This window comes from Adlercreutzia sp. ZJ242 (assembly GCF_011038995.1).
In the GTDB taxonomy this organism is placed as follows: Bacteria; Actinomycetota; Coriobacteriia; order Coriobacteriales; family Eggerthellaceae; genus CAAEEV01.
Genome location: NZ_JAAKEE010000034.1, coordinates 1 through 21,333 on the forward strand (window position 1 = coordinate 1; position 21,333 = coordinate 21,333).

General features: G+C 67.0%; 17 protein-coding genes. 5 read left to right on the forward strand and 12 right to left on the reverse strand.

Annotated elements, in window-relative coordinates; translation table 11 throughout:
* The first annotated feature begins 702 nt into the window (after positions 1 to 702).
* The gene (locus G7Y49_RS08430; RefSeq protein WP_165172895.1) at positions 703 to 963 is read left to right on the forward strand and encodes a hypothetical protein; all 261 of its coding nucleotides are present in this window, start codon (positions 703 to 705) and stop codon (positions 961 to 963) included.
* Positions 956 to 1,231 (forward strand): DUF4160 domain-containing protein, encoded by a 276-nt coding sequence (locus G7Y49_RS08435; protein WP_165172896.1) that lies wholly within the window; start codon positions 956 to 958, stop codon positions 1,229 to 1,231. Before G7Y49_RS08430 ends, G7Y49_RS08435 begins: the two co-directional genes overlap by 8 nt.
* 168 nt (positions 1,232 to 1,399) lie before the next feature.
* On the opposite strand, the gene G7Y49_RS08440 is transcribed toward G7Y49_RS08435, so the two are convergent.
* Positions 1,400 to 3,013 carry a LuxR C-terminal-related transcriptional regulator gene (locus tag G7Y49_RS08440; protein WP_241157349.1) on the reverse strand — a complete coding sequence of 538 codons (1,614 nt, stop codon included), beginning with the start codon at positions 3,011 to 3,013 and terminating at the stop codon, positions 1,400 to 1,402.
* Between the two features lie 196 nt (positions 3,014 to 3,209).
* On the opposite strand from G7Y49_RS08440, the gene G7Y49_RS12285 reads away from it, so the two are divergent.
* Together G7Y49_RS12285 and G7Y49_RS08450 are read left to right on the forward strand one after the other, a co-directional pair.
* Positions 3,210 to 4,856 carry an iron-sulfur cluster assembly scaffold protein gene (locus G7Y49_RS12285; protein ID WP_241157350.1) on the forward strand — a complete coding sequence of 549 codons (1,647 nt, stop codon included), beginning with the start codon at positions 3,210 to 3,212 and terminating at the stop codon, positions 4,854 to 4,856.
* 271 nt (positions 4,857 to 5,127) lie between these two features.
* Positions 5,128 to 5,547: a molybdopterin-binding protein gene (locus G7Y49_RS08450; RefSeq protein WP_165172897.1), complete on the forward strand. Its 420-nt coding sequence runs from the start codon at positions 5,128 to 5,130 to the stop codon at positions 5,545 to 5,547.
* 240 nt (positions 5,548 to 5,787) lie between these two features.
* Here G7Y49_RS08450 and G7Y49_RS08455 read toward each other — a convergent pair whose 3' ends face one another.
* The 3 genes from G7Y49_RS08455 to G7Y49_RS08465 all read right to left on the reverse strand — a co-directional run bounded on the left by G7Y49_RS08455 (position 5,788) and on the right by G7Y49_RS08465 (position 8,859).
* Positions 5,788 to 6,426 (reverse strand): TetR/AcrR family transcriptional regulator, encoded by a 639-nt coding sequence (locus G7Y49_RS08455; RefSeq protein ID WP_165172898.1) that lies wholly within the window; start codon positions 6,424 to 6,426, stop codon positions 5,788 to 5,790.
* Between the two features lie 127 nt (positions 6,427 to 6,553).
* Positions 6,554 to 8,152: a hypothetical protein gene (locus G7Y49_RS08460; protein WP_165172899.1), complete on the reverse strand. Its 1,599-nt coding sequence runs from the start codon at positions 8,150 to 8,152 to the stop codon at positions 6,554 to 6,556.
* Positions 8,149 to 8,859, reverse strand: coding sequence for an ABC transporter ATP-binding protein (locus G7Y49_RS08465; RefSeq protein WP_165172900.1), 711 nt, complete (start codon positions 8,857 to 8,859; stop codon positions 8,149 to 8,151). Before G7Y49_RS08465 ends, G7Y49_RS08460 begins: the two co-directional genes overlap by 4 nt.
* Positions 8,860 to 9,275: 416 nt before the next feature.
* Here G7Y49_RS08465 and G7Y49_RS08470 point away from each other — a divergent pair, with 416 nt between their 5' ends.
* Positions 9,276 to 9,818, forward strand: a complete 543-nt coding sequence (locus G7Y49_RS08470) for a flavodoxin family protein (protein WP_165172901.1) — start codon at positions 9,276 to 9,278, stop codon at positions 9,816 to 9,818.
* A gap of 327 nt (positions 9,819 to 10,145) precedes the next feature.
* Here the strand turns inward: G7Y49_RS08470 and G7Y49_RS08475 are convergent, their stop codons facing one another.
* The 8 genes from G7Y49_RS08475 to G7Y49_RS08510 form a co-directional block, all read right to left on the reverse strand.
* Positions 10,146 to 11,324, reverse strand: coding sequence for a pyridoxal phosphate-dependent aminotransferase (locus G7Y49_RS08475; RefSeq protein WP_165172903.1), 1,179 nt, complete (start codon positions 11,322 to 11,324; stop codon positions 10,146 to 10,148).
* A gap of 85 nt (positions 11,325 to 11,409) precedes the next feature.
* Positions 11,410 to 12,942, reverse strand: coding sequence for a glutamate decarboxylase (locus G7Y49_RS08480; RefSeq protein ID WP_165172905.1), 1,533 nt, complete (start codon positions 12,940 to 12,942; stop codon positions 11,410 to 11,412).
* The gene (locus G7Y49_RS08485) at positions 12,935 to 14,506 is read right to left on the reverse strand and encodes an amino acid permease (protein WP_165172907.1); all 1,572 of its coding nucleotides are present in this window, start codon (positions 14,504 to 14,506) and stop codon (positions 12,935 to 12,937) included. The genes G7Y49_RS08480 and G7Y49_RS08485 overlap by 8 nt, the downstream gene beginning before the upstream one ends.
* Before the next feature lie 548 nt (positions 14,507 to 15,054).
* On the reverse strand, positions 15,055 to 16,557 hold the full coding sequence (locus G7Y49_RS08490) for a S1C family serine protease (RefSeq protein ID WP_165172909.1): 1,503 nt from the start codon (positions 16,555 to 16,557) through the stop codon (positions 15,055 to 15,057).
* A 342-nt stretch (positions 16,558 to 16,899) separates the two neighbouring features.
* A complete protein-coding gene (locus G7Y49_RS08495) occupies positions 16,900 to 17,670 on the reverse strand; it encodes an amino acid ABC transporter ATP-binding protein (RefSeq protein ID WP_165172911.1) in 771 nt (256 codons plus the stop codon).
* Positions 17,663 to 18,316 (reverse strand): amino acid ABC transporter permease, encoded by a 654-nt coding sequence (locus G7Y49_RS08500; protein ID WP_165172929.1) that lies wholly within the window; start codon positions 18,314 to 18,316, stop codon positions 17,663 to 17,665. The genes G7Y49_RS08495 and G7Y49_RS08500 overlap by 8 nt, the downstream gene beginning before the upstream one ends.
* Before the next feature lie 325 nt (positions 18,317 to 18,641).
* Entirely contained in the window at positions 18,642 to 19,505 is an 864-nt protein-coding gene (locus G7Y49_RS08505; RefSeq protein ID WP_165172913.1) for an amino acid ABC transporter substrate-binding protein, read from the reverse strand.
* A gap of 545 nt (positions 19,506 to 20,050) precedes the next feature.
* Entirely contained in the window at positions 20,051 to 21,322 is a 1,272-nt protein-coding gene (locus tag G7Y49_RS08510) for a DUF362 domain-containing protein (RefSeq protein ID WP_165172915.1), read from the reverse strand.
* Between the last annotated feature and the right edge of the window lie 11 nt (positions 21,323 to 21,333).

Below are 21,333 nucleotides of genomic sequence, written 5' to 3' on the forward strand. Positions count from 1 at the left end.
CAAGCGCTACATCGCGCGCCAGGTGTTCCATGCCCTCAGGCGCGACCTCGCGCGTCTCGCGGGCGCCTCCGGCGCCGACGGCGGGCCCGCGCGAACTGCCCCTTGACGTTATAGGAGCGTTTGAGCGAGCGAAGCGAGTCGAAGGATCTGGCCCCGAGCGCGATGCGCCCGCATGAGCAGCCCCCTCGCAGCCAGATCCTTCGACTCCGCGCCCTGCCTGTCACCTCGCCTGTCGCCCCACCTGTCGGTCGTCGACAGCGTTACCGACAACGGCGCTTTTCCATCCACCCCTCAGGTGATTCTGGATGAAACGAGGCCGTTATCGGCGATTTCCCGAGAAAAGTGGATGCGAAAGCACCGTTGTCGGTGGTTTTCGGGGCTCAAAGCACCGACAACGCCCTCTTTTCATCCAGCTTTTCGGAATGGTGGATGGAAAGAGGGCGTTGTCGGTCGCTCGGGCAAAAGCGCCCGCAATCGCCCCGCGCCAGCATCTGCGACGTCTTGGGAGGCCGAGGCGCCCTGCCTCAGCCCCTTTTGCCGTCGAGCGGAACGCCCTACACGCTGAGGTAGCGCTCGACGGCGTCCCACTCGGCATGCCCGCATATGCAGCCCGCCGTCTGCGTTGCCCAGGGGTCAACCGCCAAGGTACAGAGCGTGATACAATGTCGGAAAAGCTGTCGAGGCAAAGCGCGGAGGTCTCCCATGATGTACAACTACATCAAACTTGCCGACGATACTCAGATCGCCCATTCGGGCATTCTCGCTGATCAGACAGTGCAGATTTCCGTCGAGCGCCCCGTCGACGGCGGATTCGACAGCGCTACGTGCTTCCTGCCGCACTGCCAGTGGCGATCAGCGGAAGGCTTCACCGCTGCCGAGCTTGCCTCCCTCACCGAGATCGTGAAGAACAACGCGCCTCTCATTTACCGCCTCGCCCGAGAAGAGAGCAAGGCCTATGTCTAAGGTTCTCGAGTTCGGCCCATACATCCTCTTCTTCTGGGTCGGCGAGAACGGTGAGCCCGTCCATATTCACGTCGCCATTAAACGACCTGCGGAAAACGCGACAAAGATATGGCTCACCTCATCAGGAGGCTGTTTTCTAGCACACAACAGGTCGAAGATTCCCGAGAGAGATCTTGCGGACATTCTGGAGCTCGTGTCGCTGAACCACGGCTACATCTGCCAGAAATGGCAAGAGGTCTTCCAAGGCGACCTGACGTTCTATTGCTAACGCGGGAAACAGGCTCCATCCCCGTTGTCCGTCCGTTCGGGGAATGGCAGGCCATAAGCCTCATGCTCGTCATTCACCCGATGCGTTGCCCGTCAATCCGCCCGTCGCAATCCGTCCCCCTATCCTCTAAAGTTCAGGCCGACCCAAGCTAGCCCGAGTCAGCTCGAATCAAGAGGCGTATTTCTCCAGGTAGTCGAGGAGGTCTTGGCGGGAGTGCATGTCGCATTTGGCGTAGATGCGCTTGATGTGGGCGTGTGCCGTGCCGGGGCTGATGCAGAGCTCCTCGGCCACGCGCTTCTGCGTGAAGCCGAGCGCGTAGAGCGCCAGCACGTCCACCTCGCGCTCGGACAGCAGAAACTGCGCGCCCATGAGCTCGGCGGAGTGGCGCATGGACGCCTGCCGCACGCTCGCGAGCGTCTCCCCCTCGTCGAGGCCCATGATGCGCACGATGGTCGGGCTCGTCGCGGGCGCTTGCGCGGAAGGCGCCGACGCGGCATCCTGCGCGGAGACGTCGCGCATGATGCCGAGGAACTGCAGGAGCACGACCTGCGTGGACAGCACCACGAGCGTTCCCATGAGGGCGTTCACGAAGATGTCGTTCGCTGAGAACTGGTAGGTCATGAGGAGCGCGGTGCGCGACATGGCGCGCGCGCCGATCCACACGAACCAGCCGGCCATGGCGTAGTAGTACGGGTCGCGCCAGCCGCAGCTCATGAACGCGATGATGATGTACCAGCTGAACGCCACCATGAGCGCGTTCAGCGTGGTGGTGAACACCGCGCCCACCTCGAGTGCGCCAGGAAACGCCGCGTACGCCAGAAGCGCCAGGCAGGCGAGCGCCTGCATCAGGGTGAAGATCCCCACGGTCATGACGCGGTGGCGCTCCTTGAGCACCAGCGCCATGACGGCTGCCGAGATCCCCACGGTGAGCAGCCCGTAGGCAGCGCGCGTGGGCGGGGTGAAGGGGATGGGCAGCCCGTCGGGGTAGCCGCGGAGAAGCCCGATCACCACCGACAGAAACCCGATGCCGAACGCCGTGGCGATGAGGAACCGCTTGCTTTGGATCAGGTCCTTCGTGAAGCCGAAGTAGTCAGTCGAATGCGTGGGCGCGTTGATGTCGCGCGGCTGGGCTTGCTTGCGCGCCCACACCATGCAGGGGTACTGCAGGCAGGCGAGCGCCGCCGCGACGAAGTTCCCCAGCCAGACGGGCATGAACGTGATCAGGTACAGCTCCACCTCGCTTGCGATGAGCGCCGAGAACACGAACACGGCGGCCACGGTGGTGCTCGTGCCGCGGGCGCGGCGCAGCCAGTAGAAGATGGCGAACGAGGAGGAGAACGTGCAGGAGACGGAGAGCGCGAAGCGCAGGGCGAAGCCCTCGGCGCCGAGCAGGTCGGCGAGGCCGAGCCCGGCGACGGTGAGCGCCTCGAGCGCGATGCAGGCGCGCGTGATGCGGTTGACGGCGCGCTTTCCCAGCGTGGCCTTGCGCGCGACGAGGATGACGAACAGGACGAGCATCATGAGCAGCGCGATGAGCATGGCGCCGTCGGTGAACACCCCCTCGTCGGTTTGCGAGTAGCTGCCGTAGCACGCGACGATGAGCCCGGCGCGTCCGGAGGCGAGGCCGATGACGAGGGGCCACAGGCAGAAAAGCGGCCGCGCCATGTCGCGCAAGCTGGGGGCGTCGGGCTGCTGCGGTTTCTCGTCGGCCTGGGGCTCGACTCCCTGCGACGGCGCGCTCGGCTTTCGCGCAGGCGCACCGCCTGGCTGCTCTTTTGGCATAGGATCCCCCTATTGCTCAATAAAGGCATTTGACCTGGTGTTTTACTGCGTGATTAAACGATTTATCCCCAAAGAGGGGATGTGTTGCACATTTGAGTAGGCATCATAGCATACTGTAATGACAGATACACATTGATCTTCTCGCGCGCCCGGCTACCCGCGTCGCGTTGTGCGAGGGGTTGCGAGGGGAGCTGCCATGGGCGACGTGAGGAACGTCTACGACGAGCCGAAGGACCGCGTGCTGCTGCGCACGCCTGACGTGTACCAGACCGAGGTCGACACGGGGGTGGAGGGCTACTCCGACGCGCTCCTGTCGGTGGTGGCGAACTTCCGGAACGCCGGACGGCCCGAGGGCTTCAACGCGCAGAGCATGGCGGGGAAGTCGAAGCGCGGCGAGGTGGCGTGCCGCCTGTTCGCGGTGGTGGCTCCCGCCGCGGAGGCAGATGCGGGAGCTGAGGCGAGTGCGGGAGCGAGCGCGGGCGGAGCTGCGGACGTGCTGCAGCGGTTCGTGATCGAGCGCGCGGGCTTCAAGACGCGCGGCTGCCTGGCCATGACGGGCTGCGCGAGCGTGGCCTGCTCGATGATCGAGGGGCGCACGCTGGACGCGGCGCTCACGGTGACGACCGAGGACATCCGCGCGGCGCTCGACGGCGTGCCCGAGGGCAAGGCCAACGCGCTGTACTTCGCCGTCTGCGCCATCCGCGGCCTGGTGGGCGACTTCCTGGCGCGCGAGGGCGCCACGCGCGCAGAGCTTGACGCAGCGGTGCCGTGCGAGGAGTACTCGGTTCCGTGCATGATGTGCGAGCACTGCAGCCTGCGCGACATGCGCGTGGAGATGCTGGTGGACGAGGAGCGCGCCGAAGAGGAGCGTGCCGAGCTCCGAGCGCTGGCGGCCGTGTTCGACGACGTGCGCGCGCAGTCGGCCTCAAGCGAGCTGGTGTCGCCTGCGCGTTGGGAGGAGCAGGGCTGGGTGCCTGCGCACTTGAGCGCCGAGGACTTCGAGATGCTGGTGTACGACCATCTGGAGGCATGGCGCGCGGAGCAGGCGGAAGACGAGGGTGCGAGCCCGGCTGCGGCCGAGGCTGCGGACGGGCAGGCAGACGCGAGCGCGGGCGCGCAGGCGGACGGACGCGCGGAAGGCGCGGGTGCGGGCGCGGATGTGGCTGGGGCCGCGGGCGCATTCGCTGGCGTCGCCTCCGTCCCCGCGAACGCCTCGCCCTACGCGAGCCGCAGCGTGGGCGTGCCGCGGCTGTTCGTGCGCGCGGCGGGCGCAGAAGCCTCTGCGCTGCCCGCGATGCCCGAGACCAAGCGCAGCATCGAGCCGCCGGCGGCAGCGCCCGCAGACGCGGGCCTCAACATCCCCGAGGGCTTCGAGCTGGTCCAGCTTGAGGGCGAGTGGGTGCTCCTCGAGACGGGCGAGGCGGGAGAGCCAGCCGAGCCAGCCGAGATCGAGGTCAACCCCGCGCACATCGAGGCGCTCGTCGGCGCGCGCAGCTACTACCTCTACGACTCCTCGATCATGACGGACGCGTACGCGCACTGGGCGTTTCTGGCAGCTGAGGACAACCCGCTCGTCACCTTCGCCGACTGCGTGCGCGAGGACGCGCGCGTCTACCCGCGCCCCATGGCGCGCTCGAGCTTCGCCAACCCGCCCTTCCGCATGAGCGCGGAGGCGGTCGAGGCCGCATGGGAGGCGTCGCGCGCGCACGCCGACTACGCCGACCTCGAGCGCATCGAGGCGTCGAACGGCGACGTCTATTTCTTCTCGACGACCTACCTGAGCCCCGAGCGCGCCCGCGCCCTCGCCGAGTGGGACGCCGTCGAGCGCTACCTTAGCGTGTAGGGCGTTCCGCTCGACGGCAAAAGGGGCTGAGGCAGGGCGCCTCGGCCTCCCAAGACGTCGCAGATGCTGGCGCGGGGCGATTGCAGGAGCTTTGGAGGTCAATTATTATATTCTATTGTAGATAATTCTTAATTGAATATAATAGTCTTGCGCAGGCGATAGCGCGAACCTCAACTCGCACGTTGAGCGAGGCGGGTTCGCGCCGTCGAATGCCGAGCAGAGAGGACGGCAGGCCGCGAGGCGGAACCTGCCCCAGCGAAAGGACGAGTCCATGAAGATTTCCGCACGCAACCAGCTGAAGGGCACCGTTTCCCACATCCAGGAAGGCGCCGTGAACGGCATCGTGACCATCGAGCTGGCAGACCGATCCGTCAAGGCCGACATCACCATGGACGCCATCCGCGACCTGGGCCTCGAGGTCGGCGGCGAGGCCGTGGCCGTCATCAAGGCCAGCTCGGTGATGTTCGCCGACGCCGAGGTCAAGGGCCTCTCCGCGCGCAACCAGCTGCGCGGCGCCGTCGTCGAGGTGAAGGAGGGCGCCGTGAACGGCCACGTGGCCATCGAGCTGCCCGACGGCCAGCGCGTGAAGGGCTCCATCACCAACGAGGCCATCTCGGATCTGGGCATCGAAGTCGGCGGCGAGGCCGTGGCCGTCATCAAGTCCACCGAGGTCATGGTGGGCGTGGAGTAGCGCCAGCGCTGCCCCGTCCAACGCCGACAATACGCGAAGCGGGCCGCCCGAGGGCGGCCCGCTGGCATGATGGGAGCTTGAGCCTGCCGAGCCTGCCGAGCCCGCGCAGAGACGCGTGAGCGGCAGGGGCGGCAGGGGCGGCGGGTGCGGCGAAAGCGGCAGTGCCTCCCTCTGCCCATATGCGAGCGCACCTGGGCAGCGCATCGGCAGCAAAGCCGGGCTCGGGGCGGGCGCAGGGCGTCAACGGGACAGGTAGTTCTCAAGACTGCCGTCGAATGCCACGTCGGGGCCGGGTATCACGGCAGTCCGCTCATCCGCAGGCGCCAGCAGCACCATGAGCAGGCCGCGGCACAGCATGCCCAGCCTCTCGGCGACCTCCTCGTCGGTGAACCTGACGACCCCGCTCGCGCACATCGTGGCGACTCCGTGCACGTAGATCAGCATGTTCTCGTAAAGCCACTTGGCTTGGCCGCGATCGATGCAGAAGGTGCTCATCACGGCATCGAGGACGTCGTCGAGATGCCCTTCGCGCTCGAGGAACTCGTCCATGCTCGTCCGCTCCGACTTGCGCATGAAGAGCAGCCGGAAGAGGCTCGGCTCCTCCACGGCGAAGCGAACGCATGCCATCCCGAACCCCTTGAACGCCGGCGTGAGCGCAAGCCCCTGCACGACCCGCTCGTCGTATATCCGCCACGCCTCGTCCGTCGCCGCGACCCGAAGGTCCTCCACCGTGTCGAAATAGGTGAACATCGGGCGCGTGGACGCGTCCAGCTGCTTAGCCACAGCTTGCGCGGTAACGGCCCCGACGCCTTTGTCGCGAATGATGTCGAGGGCGGCTTCGACTATCTGCTCCCTCGTGAACTTCGCCTTCGGTGGCATGCGAGCCTCCTTCCAACCAATGCTTGCGCGTTATGATTACGACCCTCACGGGCAGCCCCCTACAGGCAGCTCATCGTAGGCAGCCTGCGACAGGCGACCTCTCGCAGGCAGCCCCCTGCAGGCAGGGTCAGAGCGCCTCGAACCGCCTGCAGCCGCTCGACCTGAGCCAGAGGCGAATGCCTGCGCACGCCAAGACGGCCAGCGCGGCTGCGACCACAAGATAGGGCACGGCCCCCGCGTGCCATCCCCGCCAGAGCCAAACCACCACCAAGGCCAACCCGCAAACCCAGCCTGCGACCATGGCCAGGACAACGGCCATGCTCTGCTTGACGGGCGCCGTCTCGTCCGTCCACTTGAGGTTGGGCCAGAGAAGCCCCAATGCAAGTCCCAGATGGGCATACAGCAGCACGAACAGCTGCGGGACGAGCAGCAGAAGCAGCGATTCCGCCAGCGAAGCGCGCAGCACGAACACCATGCACAAGCTGCAGAGGAACAGCGGCGCTGCCGTGAGGGCCACTTGCAGGCGCAGCTTCGACTGCAGGATTCGCCAGGTCGAGACCGGCAGGGAGCGCGCGAGCCAGAGGTTCCCGCCCTCGAGGGACACCGAGGGCACCACCATGTCGTTCATGACCGCGAGCATGCAGGCGGCCGCGCAGAGCAGGACCGACGCGGTGCCGGGCGCCCCCGCGAACACCTCGTCGAACAGCTCCACGTACTCTCCCCCCTTCCAGAGCAGGAGCCCTCCGAGCAGGGGGAGCAGCACCGTCCCGAGGCTGCAGTTGAGCATGTAGTTGGCGCTGGACATGAGCCGCTGCAGCTCCTTTGCCAGGAGGGCGCGCGAGGGGCTCTTCTGCCGCATCGCCTTCTCGCGATACGTCGCCTTCCCCTGCGCGCCGGTCGCCGTGACCGTATGCAGGAACGTGCGCGACAGGATGACCCAGACCACGGCGAAGGCCGCCCCGATGACCGCCGCCATGGCGAGCAGCGAAGGCCAGTCCCCCTCCGCCGCCCGGCCGAAGCAGTACAGCACCGCCGCCGACTCCCGCATCTGCGCGCCGTAGGCGGCGGCGTTGGCGGTCAGGTCAGACAGCGCCGCGTATATCTGGCTGCAGAAGACCCAGTACGCGGCGAGGAGGATTACCGCGGCGATCGCGGACACGAGGCCCTTGTCCTTCAGCTTCAAGCTGATGCGCGCCACCACCCAGCCCAGCGCGCAGGACAGCACCAGCACGAGCGCCGACACGAGGAAGGCCCAGAGCAGGCCGGCGAGCACGATGGAGGCATCGCACGGGACCGTCACCCAGTACACGATCAGCGCAGGCGCGCACACGATGCCCGCGTACATCAGCCCGAGCAGATAGACGTTCAGCAGGCGCGCGACGAGGATGGCGTCCAGCGGCACGGGCATGGAGAGCAGCAGGTCGTTGTCCTTCGCGAGGTAGAGGCCGGCGTAGCCGTTGAATATGCTGCCGAACGCCCCGAGGAGGACGGCGACCATCCCCATGACGACGAAGTACATCCACCCCATGCCGACGCTCGTGAGCGGCTGGCAGAGGAAGAGGGCCAGCGCCGTGAAGATGCCTCCGATGAGGACGACCATCAGCAGGACGAACAGCAGAAACCTCACGGCCGTGGAAAGCCGGGAGCGCGCCTTGTTCTCCTTCGCGTCGTAGAAGTACCCGCGCCATACCTCAGCTACCTGCTTCTTGAGCAATACGCCGATCATCGCTGCCCCTCCAGCTCCAAGAAGGCGTCCTCCAGGGAGTCGTCGCCCTTGACCTCTTCCACGGTGCCGGAGCGAACGAGCCTTCCCTTCTTGATGACGGCCACCTTGTCGCAGAGCTTCTCGGCCACCTCCAGCACATGGGTGGAGAAGAATATCGCGCCGCCGCCGTCGCACACCTCGCGCATCATGTCCTTGAGGAGGCGGGACGCCTTCGGATCGAGCCCGACGAAAGGCTCGTCCATCACGATGAGCCTCGGCTCGTGCAGCCACGCCGCCACGATGGCGAGCTTCTGCCGCATGCCGTGGGAGTACGCGGCTATGGGCTGGGCCAGCTCGGCAGTGAGCTCGAACCGATCAGCATAGTCGCGTATGCGCGCCTGCCGCGCCTCTGCGCCCACCTCGAAGATGTCGGCGATGAAGTTCAGGTACTTGATCCCCGTCATGAACTCGTAGAGATCGGGGTTGTCGGGAATGTAGGCGAGCATTCGCTTGCAGGCAAGGGGGTCTTCCTTGATGGATATGCCGTTGATGGAGACCTCGCCGCCGTCGAACTGCTGGATGCCGACCACCGAGCGCAGGGTCGTCGTCTTGCCCGCGCCGTTATGGCCGATGAACCCGTAGATCTCGCCCGGCATGATGTGCAGGCTCAGGTCGTCCACGGCGACTTTCTCGCCGAAGACCTTCGTCAGGTGCTCGATTCTCAGCATGATGCTGCCTCCGTTGGTTGACGTTGAGTGATGCTCATAAAGGTAATAGTTGTTGCGTAATAAGTATTGCATAACATAGCGGCAGCGTCAACTGACGGCATCATCCCCGTTTCCCGCTGCTCCCCCCGTTCCCTGCCGCCCCTTGCCGCTGTCCCCGCCCCTGCCGTCCCTTGCCGTGCGCTCCGCCTGCGGCCTGCGGCCCCTGCCACGCACTCCGCCGTGCGCTCCCTGTCATGCGCCCTGCGCCACGCCACGGCGTTGCGCGCTCCGCCTGCGGCCTGCGCCCCCTGCCACGCACTCCGCCGTGCGCCCCCGTTGCGCGCTCCACCTGCGGCCTGCGCTCCTTGTCGCACGCGCCCCCGCCATGCGCGCTATAATGCCGTAAGAGAGAGGCAACGAGGTCAAGGAGCGTTTCCATGGCAAAGAACATCTTGGTGGTACATGCCAGCCCGCGCAAAGGCGGGAACTCGAGCATGCTCGCAGACGAGTTCATCAAAGGCGCCGAGGCGGCCGGCAACAGCGTGACGCGCATCGACGTGGGACATGCGAAAATCGGCGGCTGCATGGCGTGCGAGTACTGCTTCGGCCACGATGGCGCCTGCGTCCAGCAGGACGAGATGCAGCAGTTCTACCCGCTGCTGCGCGAGGCCGACGTGCTCGTGTTCGCCACGCCCATGTACTACTACAACTTCCCCGCGCAGCTGCGCGCCTTCCAAGACCGCATGTTCTGCGGCATCGCCAAGCCGTTCAACATCCCGCAGATCGGGCTCCTCCTCTGCTTCGAGGACAAGGACGCCTCCACCTGCGAGCCGCTGGTGAACAGCTACAAGGTATGCGCAAGCTACTGCAAGCAGGAGAGCATCGGGGAGGTCATCGTGAACAGCGTGTACGAGAAGGGCGCCATCGCGGGCAACCCCGGCCTGCAGCAAGCCTACGATCTGGGCGCGAGCATCTCGTAGCGCAGGCGACGGCGACAGGGGCCGAGCGCGCGACGAGGTGAGCTCGCCCGAGCGAAAGGGATTGGGGCAAAATCCCCATCAGCAAGAAACCCACCACGATATGCGGTGGGTTTCTTTCTTTCAGCTCGATACGGAGCGACTCAAGGGGCTGCTCAAGGCCTCTGACGCAGCCCCTTGGAAAGCCGTATGGGGCGCCTTCGGGCGTGCCGGCGGGCGGCGCTTGCGTGCACGGCTTGCGCACGGCTCGCACGTATGCGCTTGCGCACGGCCTGCACGCGCGCTCGCCGGCATCTGCGCGCGGCTCACACGCAGCTCACGCGCACCTGCTTACTGGTAGCTCTCCATGAGCTGCTTGAAGGCCGGCATCGAGCGCTCGATGGTGTCGCGGGCGATGCAGTAGGACAGGCGCACCCAGCCGGGGCAGCCGAAGCTGTCAGAGGGCACGAGCAGCAGCTCGAACTGCTTGGCGCGGTCGGAGAACGCCTGCGCGTCGTCCTCGAGCGCCTTGACCCACAGGTAGAACGCGCCGTCAGGCTCCACGTACTCGTAGCCGAGTGCGGAGAGGCCCTCGGTGAGGATGCGGCGGTTCGTGGCGTACGCCTCCACGTCGGAGGGCTCGGCGATGCACGCGGCGATCACGCGCTGCAGCAGCACCGGCGCGCAGATGTAGCCGAGCGCGCGGCCCGCGCCCGCGATGGCCACCGACACCCTCTTCGCGTCGTCCATGTAGTCGGACACGTAGATGTAGCCGATGCGCTCGCCCGGCAGCGACAGCGACTTCGAGTACGAGTAGCACACGATGGTGCGCGGGTACGCGCACGGCACGTAGGGCACTTCCTTGCCGTAGGTGATCTCGCGGTACGGCTCGTCGCTGATCAGGTAGATCGGATGGCCGAGTTCGGACTCCTTGCGCGTGAGCATGGCGGCGAGCGCCTCGAGGTTCTCGCGCGTGTACACCGCGCCCACCGGGTTGTTCGGCGAGTTGATGATGACGGCGCTCGTCTTCGCCGTGATGGCGGCCTCGATGGCGGGCACGTCCATCTGGAAGCTCGGCACGAGCGCCGGCACCTCGACGCGGGTGCAGCCGCAGGTGCCGATCCACGTGGAGTACTCGGGGAAGAACGGCGAGATCACGATGACCTCGTCACCCGGGTTGGTGATGGCGGTGAGCGTGATGGCGATGCCCGCCGCCGCGCCCGCCGTGAGGTAGATGTTGCCCGGGGTGGCGGGCACGCCGTAGCTCGCGCGGATGTGGTCGGCCACCACCTGCTTCACCTTCGGGTCGCCCGAGGCCGGCGTGTAGCCGTGCAGCGCCACCGGGTCCTCGTCCATGAGCCCGAGGATGGTGTCGCGCACCTTGGCCGGCGCGGGGACGCTGGGGTTGCCGATGCTGTAGTCGAACACGTTCTCCGCGCCGATCTCGGCCTTGCGGCCCAGCCCGTAGGAGAACAGCTCGCGGATCGCGCTGGGCTCGTCGCCCAGGTCGAACATTCTCTCGTTGATCATGAGTATCCTTCCGTTTTCCAAGTGCGAGAACAGAATAATACTTATCGTGCGGGCTGGGCTTGGTCAGGCGGGAATTACCCGGGCATTAGCGGCCCGAGTGGTCGAAGGCGGCTTTCCGGCGGGCGGGGTCAGGGGCGCCGCCGTCTGCGCCCTTGCCTCCGTTTGCGCCTTCGCCGCCGGCCGCGCCCGCGCCGCTGCTCGCGCCTTCGCTACCGTCCGCGCCCGCGCCGGCAGCCGGCTCCTCCTCCCCCGTCACCATGTCCAGATGGACGATCTCGGCCTGCATGTCGCGGATGAGCTTGTCCGCGAGCGTCATCGACAGATCCGCGCGCGCCACGATGCGCTGCACCGTCACGTGCTCCAGGTTCGTCGGCAGCGGGTAGGCGGGCACCTGCCAGCCGTGGATGCGCAGGCGCTCGTCCAGGTCGTGCAGCGTCCAGCTGCGCTGCGCGCCCTCCTTCAGCGTCCAGCACACGATGGGAACCTCGTTCGCCGCCTCGTACAGCTCGAACACGCCCATGGTCTCGATGGCCTGCGCCAGGCGCCGCGCCACGTCGAGCGTGCGCTCGTGCACCTCCCTGTAGCCCGCAAAGCCGTTGCGCATGAACACGTAGTACTGCCCCACGATCTGCGCGGCCGAGCGCGAGAAGTTGATGGCCATGGTGGCCTCCTCGCCGCCCAGGTAGCTCACCCAGAAGACGAGGTCCTCGGGCAGCGCCTCGCGCGAGCGCCACACCACCCAGCCGATGCCCGGGTACACCAGCCCGTACTTGTGGCCCGACGTGGAGATCGACCACACGTTGGGCAGGCGGAAGTCCCACTTGAGGTCAGGCTCCACGAACGGCGCCACCATCGCACCCGACGCGCCGTCCACGTGGATGCGCACCGGCACGCGCGCGCCCTCGTTGTAGCGCCCGAGCGCCTCGTCGAGCGCCGCCACGTCGTCGTAGCGGCCCGTGTAGGTGATCCCGAGGATGGCCACGACGCCGATGGTGCGGTCGTCCACGAGCTTGAGCGCGGCCTGCGCGTCAAGCGAGAGGTGGCCCTCGTCAAGCGGCACCGTGCGCATCTCCACGTCCCAGTAGCGGCAGAACTTCTCCCAGCACACCTGGTACCCCGCGCTGATCACGAGGTTCGGGCGCACCTCGCCGTACACGTCGACGCCTGCGGCGCGCGCGAGCCTCTTCCAGCGGAAGAGCATCCCCAGCCCGCCGAGCATGCACGCCTCGGACGAGCCCACCGTGGAGGTCCCCATGGGATGCTCGTCGGGGTTCGCGTGCCACAAGTCCTCGATGATGGCCACGCAGCGGTTCTCCAGGTCGGCCGTCATGGGGTACTCGTCCTTGTCGATGGCGTTCTTCTCGAGCGTCTCGGCCATGAGGCGCGCGGCCTCGGGCTCCATGTAGGTCTGCACGAACGTGGCGAGGTTCTGGTGCGCGTTGCCCTCGGTGGAGAGGTACTCGCGGATCATCTCGCTGGCCACGCGGGGGTCAACGGGATCGGCGGCCAGGCGCGTGGTGGGCATCTCCACGTCGGCGGCCACCGACCCGAAGATGGGGCTCGCAAGCCCCGTGCGCGCGTTCAGGTCGACGAGGGCGGTGTGGGCGGTGCTAGGCATGGGTGCTCTCCTTTCGAGCGATGGACTTCAGGGGCGTGGGGAAGGTGCGCGCCACGCGGCGCGCGGCCTGATGAGGTGGACCCGCGGGCGCGCCCGGCGCGTCGCCTCCCCAGCGGCGGCGCAGGCCGTATATCACGAACGGGACGGCAACCGACGCCGCGAAGCTCGCAGCCAGCGTGACCTCGTACACCAGGTTCTCCTGCGCCGAGAGCTCCGAGGAGGGGAAGAACGAGATCACGAGCGTGGCCACCGTCATGAGCAGGCCCGCGCCGGCCACCACGACCTTGCCCGGCACGCCGCCCGGCAGCTGGAACGACCGCGGCAGGCTCCTCTTCCGCAGCACCAGGTCGAAGTACCCGAGGAAGAACAGCACGTACCCCACCAGGTAGATCACCACGGTGAGCCCGATGGCCGTCAGGTACGCCACCGACGAGCTCGAGCCGCCCGACAAAGCCATCGACCCGCACAGCACCGCGTCCCAGAACGTCACGATGCCCGCCTGGATCAGCACCGTCTTCACCGACACGCCGTGCTTGTTCACCTTCGCGAACGACGGCGGGATGATGCCCTCCTTCGCGGTCTCCAGAAGCGCGCGCGACGGGCCCACGATCCACGCGGAGATCTCGGCCAGCACGCCGAGCGCCAGCAGCACGGCCATCGCGTACACCAGCCAGCCCATGCCGAAGTGCGTCTCGAAGATGGCGCGGAACGCCTCGATCACGCCGAAGCTCATGTTGCCGTCGAGCGTGCTCGCGGGAAGCGTGGTGGCGACCGCCATGCCGCCGAGCGCGTCGAAGGCGATGGCCATCACGCACAGCACGATCATCGCGAGCGGGTAGTCGCGGTGGGGGTTCTCCAGCTCGTTCACGTGCGAGGCCGACGCCTCCACGCCCATGTAGGCCAGGATGAACGACGCGAAGATCACGAGCGTGTCCACGTTGCCGAAGTCGGGCACGAGCTTCGCCGCGTCGAAGGCGAGCGCCGAGGTGCCGCCCGTGGCGAAGTAGGCGACGAGCCCCGCCGCCAGCACGAGCACGGGCAGCACGATGCCGAGCAGAAAGCCGATCTTCGAGATGCGCGCGGTGAGGCGCGTGCCGCCGAGCTGGGTGAGCGTGAGCACCCACACGATCACGGCCACGCCCGCGAACATCACGAGCGGGTTGCGGTAGAGCGCGTCCCACCCCACCACGAACGCGAGGGCCGCCAGCACGAAGAAGCACATGGTGACGAACCCCACGGTGATCTGGAACCATTGGTAGAACAGCGCCGCGAAGCCCCAGCGCCGCCCGAGCGTGTTGCCCACCCAGGCGAAGATGCCGCCCGACTCCCAGCCGCGCACCGTGGCCATCTCGGCCGCGCACAGGGCGACGGGCAGAAACCACAGCACGCCGCCCGCCACGAGGAAGAACACGAGGCTCAGCCCCGACGAGGCGAACGTGGAGTACTCGTACACCGTCATCACCATGGAGGCCGTGATGGCGAAGAACCCGAAGAACGTCAGCGACTGCGCGGCAGCCGGCCGAGCCGCCCGCGGCCGGCGAGGTGAGATGCGAGGCTCGCTCATGCTCAAACTCCTTTCACGAGGATGCGAGTAAAAGAAGTTCTAGCACGCGCGCCGGCGGCGGCGGCCCGCTGCAGCACGCCCCTTGACGACGGGTAATCCCCCCGTTGGCCGCGCGTTAAAGGGGGCGTGCAAAAAAATCAGTGAATTTTGGCAGAAATCTTCAGATGTTTGCATGCCCGGGTATGCAAACATGCCTTTCAGCAGCTTTTTACGCGATACCAAAAAAGCTGACCTGGTGTTTTGTCGCGCCCCTTGCCGTCAATAGGCCCCATGGAAGGCCATCGAGCCTTTGCATTGACAAACATCTGAAGATTTCTGCCAAAACGCAGCCTTTTTCTTGCACGCCCTCCCGACATGCACCCAATATACGCGGCGGCGCCCCTCGCAGGAGGGGCGCCGCCGGAGAAAGGGACGAAACGATGGGGCTGTCGTGAGTCGTGAGTCGGGATTCGTGCGTCACATGCCGCGCGTCGTGCGCCGTGCGTCGCAAGCCGTGTGTCGTGCGTCACATGCCGCGTGTCGTGAGTCGTGTGCAGAGCGCCTTCGCGCTACGCGGCGTCACCCGAGCCGGAGCCCGCGCCGCCCCGCAGCATGTCGAGCAGGTTCCCGCTCTGCTGCTGCATGGCGCTCATGCTCGACTCGTCGGAGCCCAGCGTCACCTGCAGGTCCTTCGTCGCGCCGTCGCGGTTCACCGTGACCGTCACCACGTCGCCCGGGTTCTTCGCCCGCACGTCGAGCATCAGGTCGGACGCGCTCTCCACGGCCTTCCCGTCGAACGACGTGATGATGTCGCCCGCCTCGATGCCCGCCTCGGCGGCGCCCGAGCCCGCGCTCACCGCCGACACGTAGGCGCCCTCCTCCGCCGCGAGCCCGTAGCGCTTCGCGATCGAGGGGTTAACCGTGGTCATCGACACGCCGAGCTGCGCGTGGGTGGGCGTCTTGCCGTCGATGATCTGCTGGGCCAGGCTGATGGCGTAGTTCACCGGGATGGCGAAGCCCACGCCCGAGTAGTTGCCCGAGTACGACGTGATGAGCGTGTTGATGCCGATGAGCTTGCCCTCGGCGTCAACGAGCGCGCCGCCGGAGTTGCCGGGGTTGATGGCCGCGTCAGTCTGGATCATGTTGGGGTAGATGGTGTACTCGCCCGTGCTGTTGCCGTACATGTCGGTCGAGGGCTCCATGATCTGCGAGCGGCTCGTGGCTGACACGATGCCCGTGGCCACCGACTGCTCGAGGCCGAACGGGCTGCCGATCGACATGACCCACTCGCCGATGGTCAGGTTGTCCGAGTCGCCGATCTCGATGGCCGTCAGGCCCGAGGCACCCTTCGCCTTCAGGACCGCCACGTCAGAGCTGGGGTCAGAGCCCACGAGCTCCGCGTCGTACGTCTCGCCGCCCACCGTCACCTGGTAGGCCTCGCCGCCTTCCACCACGTGGTAGTTCGTGATGATGTAGCCGTCAGCCGTCAGCACCACGCCCGAGCCCAGCGAGCTCTGCGTGAGCTCGCCGGCGTTCTGGCCCTGCCCGGTGCCGAAGCCGAACGGAAGCGCGTTGCTCGCGGCGCTCGCGTACACGTCGATGGCCGCCACGGAGGGCAGGCACTTGGCCGCCACGGCCTCGGGCAGCGTCGCGTCGGCCTCGCCCGCGTCAACCGGCGCCGAGGTGGAGGCGCCCAGCGAGGCGCCGCCCGACGTGCCGCCGTCGCTCACCAGGCCGACCACGCCGGCGACGCCGAAGGCCAGCACGCAGGCGAGCAGCGCGCCCGCGAACGCCACGAGGAAGGTCTTGCCCGCCGAGCCCTTCTTTCGCTGCGGGCCATGCGGCGCGCCGCCGGGGACGCCGGCGCCCATGCCGCCCGATGAGGCGGAAGCGCCCGCAGGCGCAGCGTAGCCCGCGCCGCCCTGCTGGTAGGTCGACTGGTACGCTGAGTGATACGCCGAGTGGCGGGGCGCAGACTGCGCGGAAGGCGCGCCCGGATAGCCCTGCTGACCCGCGGGGCCCGGCTGGCTGGGGTAGCCGCTCCCCGAGGGGGTGTTGTTCGCATCCGTCATGTGACATGCTCCTTAAGCTCGATGTCCGTCACGTCGAGAACCGCTGCGCGGGACGCCGTGGAGGTCGGCCCGAGTTATGCCCCGCGAGGCAATTCCAATTGACGGACTCACCTTATCATTCCGCGCGCACGAGGTGGCGCGCCGCCGCGCAATCGTCACCTTTACGTCATGGATGCACCCCGCCTGGCGTACGCCAGGAAGCGCGGGCCGCCGGGCAGGCGGGCTGGATGAGGCGGCGGCATCGCGCGCCCGTCCGTCGGCGCGCTGCTGCCCGCGCTTGCACCCGCGCGCCCGCCTGCCGGTGCGCACGCCTGCCCGCGCCGGCGGGCCGCCGCCCCTTCCCTACCCCTGCTGGTAGTTGGACAGAAACGCCTTCGTGCGCTCGTGCTCGGGGTTGTTGATGACGTCGCTCGCGCGGCCCTGCTCCACGATGACGCCGCCGTCCATGAAGATGAGCTGGTCGGCCACGTCGCGCGCGAAGCTCATCTCGTGCGTGACGATCACCATGGTCATGCGCTCGGCCGCCAGCTCGCGGATGACCTTCAGCACCTCGCGCGTGAGCTCGGGGTCCAGCGCGCTCGTGGGCTCGTCGAAGTACAGCACGTCGGGGTTCATGGCGAGGGCGCGCGCGATGGCCACGCGCTGCTGCTGGCCGCCCGACAGGTCGCACGGCACCATGTCCTCCTTGCCCGAGAGGCCCATCTTCGCCAGAAGCTCGCGCCCGCGCGCAAGTGCCGCGTCCTTGGGCATCTTCTGCACGCAGATGAGCGCGTCGGTGACGTTCTTGAGCACCGTGTAGTGCGGGAACAGGTTGAAGCTCTGGAACACCAAGCCGAAGCGCGTCTTCGCCTCGCGGATCACGTCCGCGCCGCCGTAGACCGCGCGCCCCTGCGCGTCGGTGGTGGTCACGGACAGGTCGCCGTAGCTCAGGCTGCCCGCGTCGAGCGTCTCGAGCATGGTGAGGCAGCGCAGCAGCGTCGACTTGCCGCCGCCCGACGGGCCGATGATCGCCAGCACGTCGCCCTTGCTCACCGTGAGCGAGATGTCCTTGAGCACCTCGTTGTCCCCGAAGCTCTTCCGAGCATGCTCCAGCTTTACGACGGCGTTAGTCATGGTAGTAGTCCAGCTTCTTCTCGACGCGGTTCAGGACGAATTCGATCACGAGGCAGCACACCCAGTAGATGAGCGCGGCCACCACGTAGGGCAGCATGCTCACCTGGCTGGCGGCGATAGCCTTGGCCTGCGTGAACATCTCCATGATGCCCAGCACGAAGGCGAGCGAGGTGTCCTTCACCAGCGTGATGATCTCGTTGCCCATGGCGGGCAGGATGCGCTTGATGACCTGCGGCAGCACGATCTTCATGAACGTCTGCGCGCGCGTGTAGCCCAGCACGCTCGCCGCCTCGTACTGCCCCTGCGGGATCGACTGGATGCCCGAGCGGTAGATCTCGGCGAAGTAGGCCGCGTAGTTCAGGATGAAGCCGATGTAGCAGGCCATGAACTTCCAGTCAGGGCCCATCTGCAGGCCGAACAGGTAGTACGGGCCGAACATGATGGCCATGAGCTGCAGCATGAGCGGCGTGCCGCGCAGGATGGAGATGTAGAGCTGCGCCAGCCACGAGAGCGGCTTGAACTTGCTCATGCGCGCGAGCGCGATCACCACGCCCAACGGCAGAGACCCGATGAGCGTCACGATGAAGATCTTCGAGGTCATGATGAGGCCGTTGCCCAGAAGGCCCATCATCACGTCGAAGCTCATCCCCTTCAGAAGAGCGTCAAGAAATTCCACGCGCTACCCCTCTCGTATGCTGCCTTGCGCTTGCCGCGACATCGCCGTGCCGTGCCGCCGTGCGAGCCACGTGTGCTCGCGCCATGTTGCCCGTAGCGCACGCCCGTGCGAACCGCGCCCGCGCCGCGCGCGCTACGTCCGCTCCGCACAGTGCCGCACAGCGCCGCGCCACGCGCCGCTTCGCCGATTCCGCGGCAAACGCAAAAGCCCTCAAAACACGCGAAGGGGGCGAGGGCACGCGCCCCCGCCCGCTTCGCGACGAGCTCGGCTCCTAAAGCCGTTCGAGCTTGCTTTCCTACTTCAGGATCCAGTTGTCGAAGGTGAGGCCGTACTCCTCGTACTTCTTGCACAGCTCCTCGACGGTGCCGTCCTCGTACATCTCCTTCAGCGTGGCGGTGATCTGGTCGGCCATCTCGGTGTCGCCCTTCTTCACGCCCACCGCGTAGTGCTCGGAGCTCAGCGGCTCCTCGATCTGCACGTACGCGTCGGGGTTGGCGGACATCTGGTAGGCGGCGATGGACAGGTCGCACGCGACGGCGTCAACCATGCCGGACTCGAGCTGCATGAAGGCGTTGTTGTAGTCGCCGATGGTCTGCAGCTCGGCGAAGGTCGCGGCGAGCGCGGCCTGGCCGCCCTCCTCGTCATTCTCGAGCACGTCGAGCGCGGCGGAGTCAACCTGCGTGATGACCGTCTTGCCGGCGAGGTCCTCGAGCGCCTTGACGTCGGAGCCCTTCTTCACCACGATGACCTGCTCGTTGAGCATGTAGGGCTCGGAGAAGGTGTAGTCAGCCTCGCGGCCCTCCATGGTGAAGCCGTTCCAGATGCAGTTGATGGTGCCCTGGTTCAGCAGCGCGTCCTTGGCATCCCAGTCGATGGCCTGCTGCTCGTACTCCCAGCCGTTGCGCTTGGCGACCTCGGCGGCGAGGTCGAGGTCGAAGCCGGTCTCCTTGCCGTCGTCGCCGATGAAGCCGTACGGCGGGTAGGCGTTGTCGAAGCCGACGACGAGCTTGGTGGTCTCAGTCGCGGCCTTGTCGGCGGCAGAGCTCGCGGAGCTTGCGGCGCTTGAGCTCGCGTTGCTGCTCGAGCAGCCCGCCAGCATGAGCGCGCTCAGGCTCAGCACGGCAACGGCCGCGACGAGCGTTGTGATCTTCTTCTTCATTCCGTTCCTCCTGAGAAAGCGTTCCTTCACGCGAAGCGCCACTCTGCGGCGCCCCGCTTTGCCTTCACTTTATCACGATAAAGCGATAGAGCGCTTGAAAGTATACCACAGCGGCGCGAAATGCACGCGCGCGCTTCCCAAAGGGCGAGAAACACGCGATCTGATACCGCTCAGCACCACGCGAAGCGAATGTCTCATCATCAGCACAGCGTTCATGACAATTAAACATGCGTTCATTACATCTTGACATGAGCAGCCAGCTTGACGCACGACGCGCAGGTATCAGATCGCGTGTTTCTCGCATGTTTGCAACGGGGAACATGACGAACTGGGGCAAAACCCGCGGCGAGGAGCCCCAGATGACGCCCCTTCCACGCACATGCGGCGCGACGAGGAAAACGCCGATCAAGGCTGCCTTGCCTTGAGGCCGCTGGAGAATGCACGGGACTAAAAACTGAGAGTGCGCATGACGGGCGCAAACGAGGCCTGAGGCCGCTGGGCGCCGTCATGCGGATTCAGGGATGGCGGAATTGACCAGCGTTTCCCTAGCGGTTGCGATTGCGGTTGAAGAGCTTGGCGGGCTTCTTCGGGCGAGGGATCTCCACCAGGCGCGGCTCGAAGTCGAAGAGCTCGGGCACCGGCACCTCGCGCGACAGCTGGATGCAGTGGCGCAGGCACACGTCGACGCACAGCCGGCACTGGGTGCAGTCGGCGGCCTGGAACTCGAGGTAGCGCAGGTCCTCGTCGGCCGGCTCCTCGAGCGTGGAGTACTTGAGCGCCTCGGTGGGGCAGAACATCACGCACATCCCGCAGCCCGAGCACTTCTCGGCGTCGATGGAGAGCGCGCCGAAGTGCCGCGTGCTGAGGACGGGCGCGGAGAGCGCAGCAGCGTCAGCGGGCGCCACGGCGGCGTCAGCGCCGGCGTTCGCGACAGCCTCACCCTCCTCGGCCGCCCGCATGATCGCCTCGAGCGCGCCGGTGCGCTCCCCCACCTGGCAGAGCGCGTCCATGATGCGCATGTTGCGCTCGGGCACGAAGGTGGGCATCTTGCCGCTCTTCCCCGCGCCGAGCCGCTCGCGCAGCGTGCGCAGCTTCTGCTTCTGGTCCTGGTGGAGCGCGTCGGCCACGGCCTTCTCGGCCACCGTCATGGTGACGTTCTTCGCGTAGCCGCCCGCCTGCGTGAAGAACCCGCGCCGCGCGGCACCGCGCACGGCGAGCGCGTCATGGGCGAGCAGCTCGGGCGGAAACTCGGAGGCGCGCGCGATGACGACGGGCGCGCCCACCGCCTCGAGCAGCGACGCCGCGGCGTCGACCGTCTCGTCGACCGCCGGCGAGACCGCGCCGTACTTGCACGTGACGCACGTGCCGTCCACCAGCACGATGTCCTCGATGCCGTGCGCCGCGAGCCCCACGACAAGCGACTCAGTCACGCGCCCCAGGCACGGCACGCACGCGAACTTCTCCGGGTCGCCGAGCTGGCGCGCGGCCATGCGCGCGCACGCGACGCACGCCGTGCCCGTGCCCGTCTGGGCCACGGCGCCCGCCACGGCCACGGCCAGGTCCTCGTCCATAGGGTCGAGCGACACGAGCGCCGCCGTGGGGCAGACCGCCACGCACGCGCCGCACGCCACGCACGCGCCCGCGTCGATGACAAGCTCGTTCTTTCCCACGGTGATCGCGTCGGCGATGCACGCGTCGGCGCAGAGGCGGCACGACGCGTTGCGGTTGCGCACCGCCACGCAGTGGTCCTCGACGGCCACGACCGACTTGCTGCGCAGAAGCTCGGCCATCTCCATGACGTCGTTGATCGTGGGCATCGTCAAAACCG

Coding starts and splice junctions, on each gene's coding strand:
- G7Y49_RS08430 (WP_165172895.1), top strand. CDS start 703: ATGATGTACAACTACATCAAACTTGCCGACGATACTCAGATCGCCCAT.
- G7Y49_RS08435 (WP_165172896.1), top strand. CDS start 956: ATGTCTAAGGTTCTCGAGTTCGGCCCATACATCCTCTTCTTCTGGGTC.
- G7Y49_RS08440 (WP_241157349.1), bottom strand. CDS start 3,013: ATGCCAAAAGAGCAGCCAGGCGGTGCGCCTGCGCGAAAGCCGAGCGCG.
- G7Y49_RS12285 (WP_241157350.1), top strand. CDS start 3,210: ATGGGCGACGTGAGGAACGTCTACGACGAGCCGAAGGACCGCGTGCTG.
- G7Y49_RS08450 (WP_165172897.1), top strand. CDS start 5,128: ATGAAGATTTCCGCACGCAACCAGCTGAAGGGCACCGTTTCCCACATC.
- G7Y49_RS08455 (WP_165172898.1), bottom strand. CDS start 6,426: ATGCCACCGAAGGCGAAGTTCACGAGGGAGCAGATAGTCGAAGCCGCC.
- G7Y49_RS08460 (WP_165172899.1), bottom strand. CDS start 8,152: ATGATCGGCGTATTGCTCAAGAAGCAGGTAGCTGAGGTATGGCGCGGG.
- G7Y49_RS08465 (WP_165172900.1), bottom strand. CDS start 8,859: ATGCTGAGAATCGAGCACCTGACGAAGGTCTTCGGCGAGAAAGTCGCC.
- G7Y49_RS08470 (WP_165172901.1), top strand. CDS start 9,276: ATGGCAAAGAACATCTTGGTGGTACATGCCAGCCCGCGCAAAGGCGGG.
- G7Y49_RS08475 (WP_165172903.1), bottom strand. CDS start 11,324: ATGATCAACGAGAGAATGTTCGACCTGGGCGACGAGCCCAGCGCGATC.
- G7Y49_RS08480 (WP_165172905.1), bottom strand. CDS start 12,942: ATGCCTAGCACCGCCCACACCGCCCTCGTCGACCTGAACGCGCGCACG.
- G7Y49_RS08485 (WP_165172907.1), bottom strand. CDS start 14,506: ATGAGCGAGCCTCGCATCTCACCTCGCCGGCCGCGGGCGGCTCGGCCG.
- G7Y49_RS08490 (WP_165172909.1), bottom strand. CDS start 16,557: ATGACGGATGCGAACAACACCCCCTCGGGGAGCGGCTACCCCAGCCAG.
- G7Y49_RS08495 (WP_165172911.1), bottom strand. CDS start 17,670: ATGACTAACGCCGTCGTAAAGCTGGAGCATGCTCGGAAGAGCTTCGGG.
- G7Y49_RS08500 (WP_165172929.1), bottom strand. CDS start 18,316: ATGAGCTTCGACGTGATGATGGGCCTTCTGGGCAACGGCCTCATCATG.
- G7Y49_RS08505 (WP_165172913.1), bottom strand. CDS start 19,505: ATGAAGAAGAAGATCACAACGCTCGTCGCGGCCGTTGCCGTGCTGAGC.
- G7Y49_RS08510 (WP_165172915.1), bottom strand. CDS start 21,322: ATGCCCACGATCAACGACGTCATGGAGATGGCCGAGCTTCTGCGCAGC.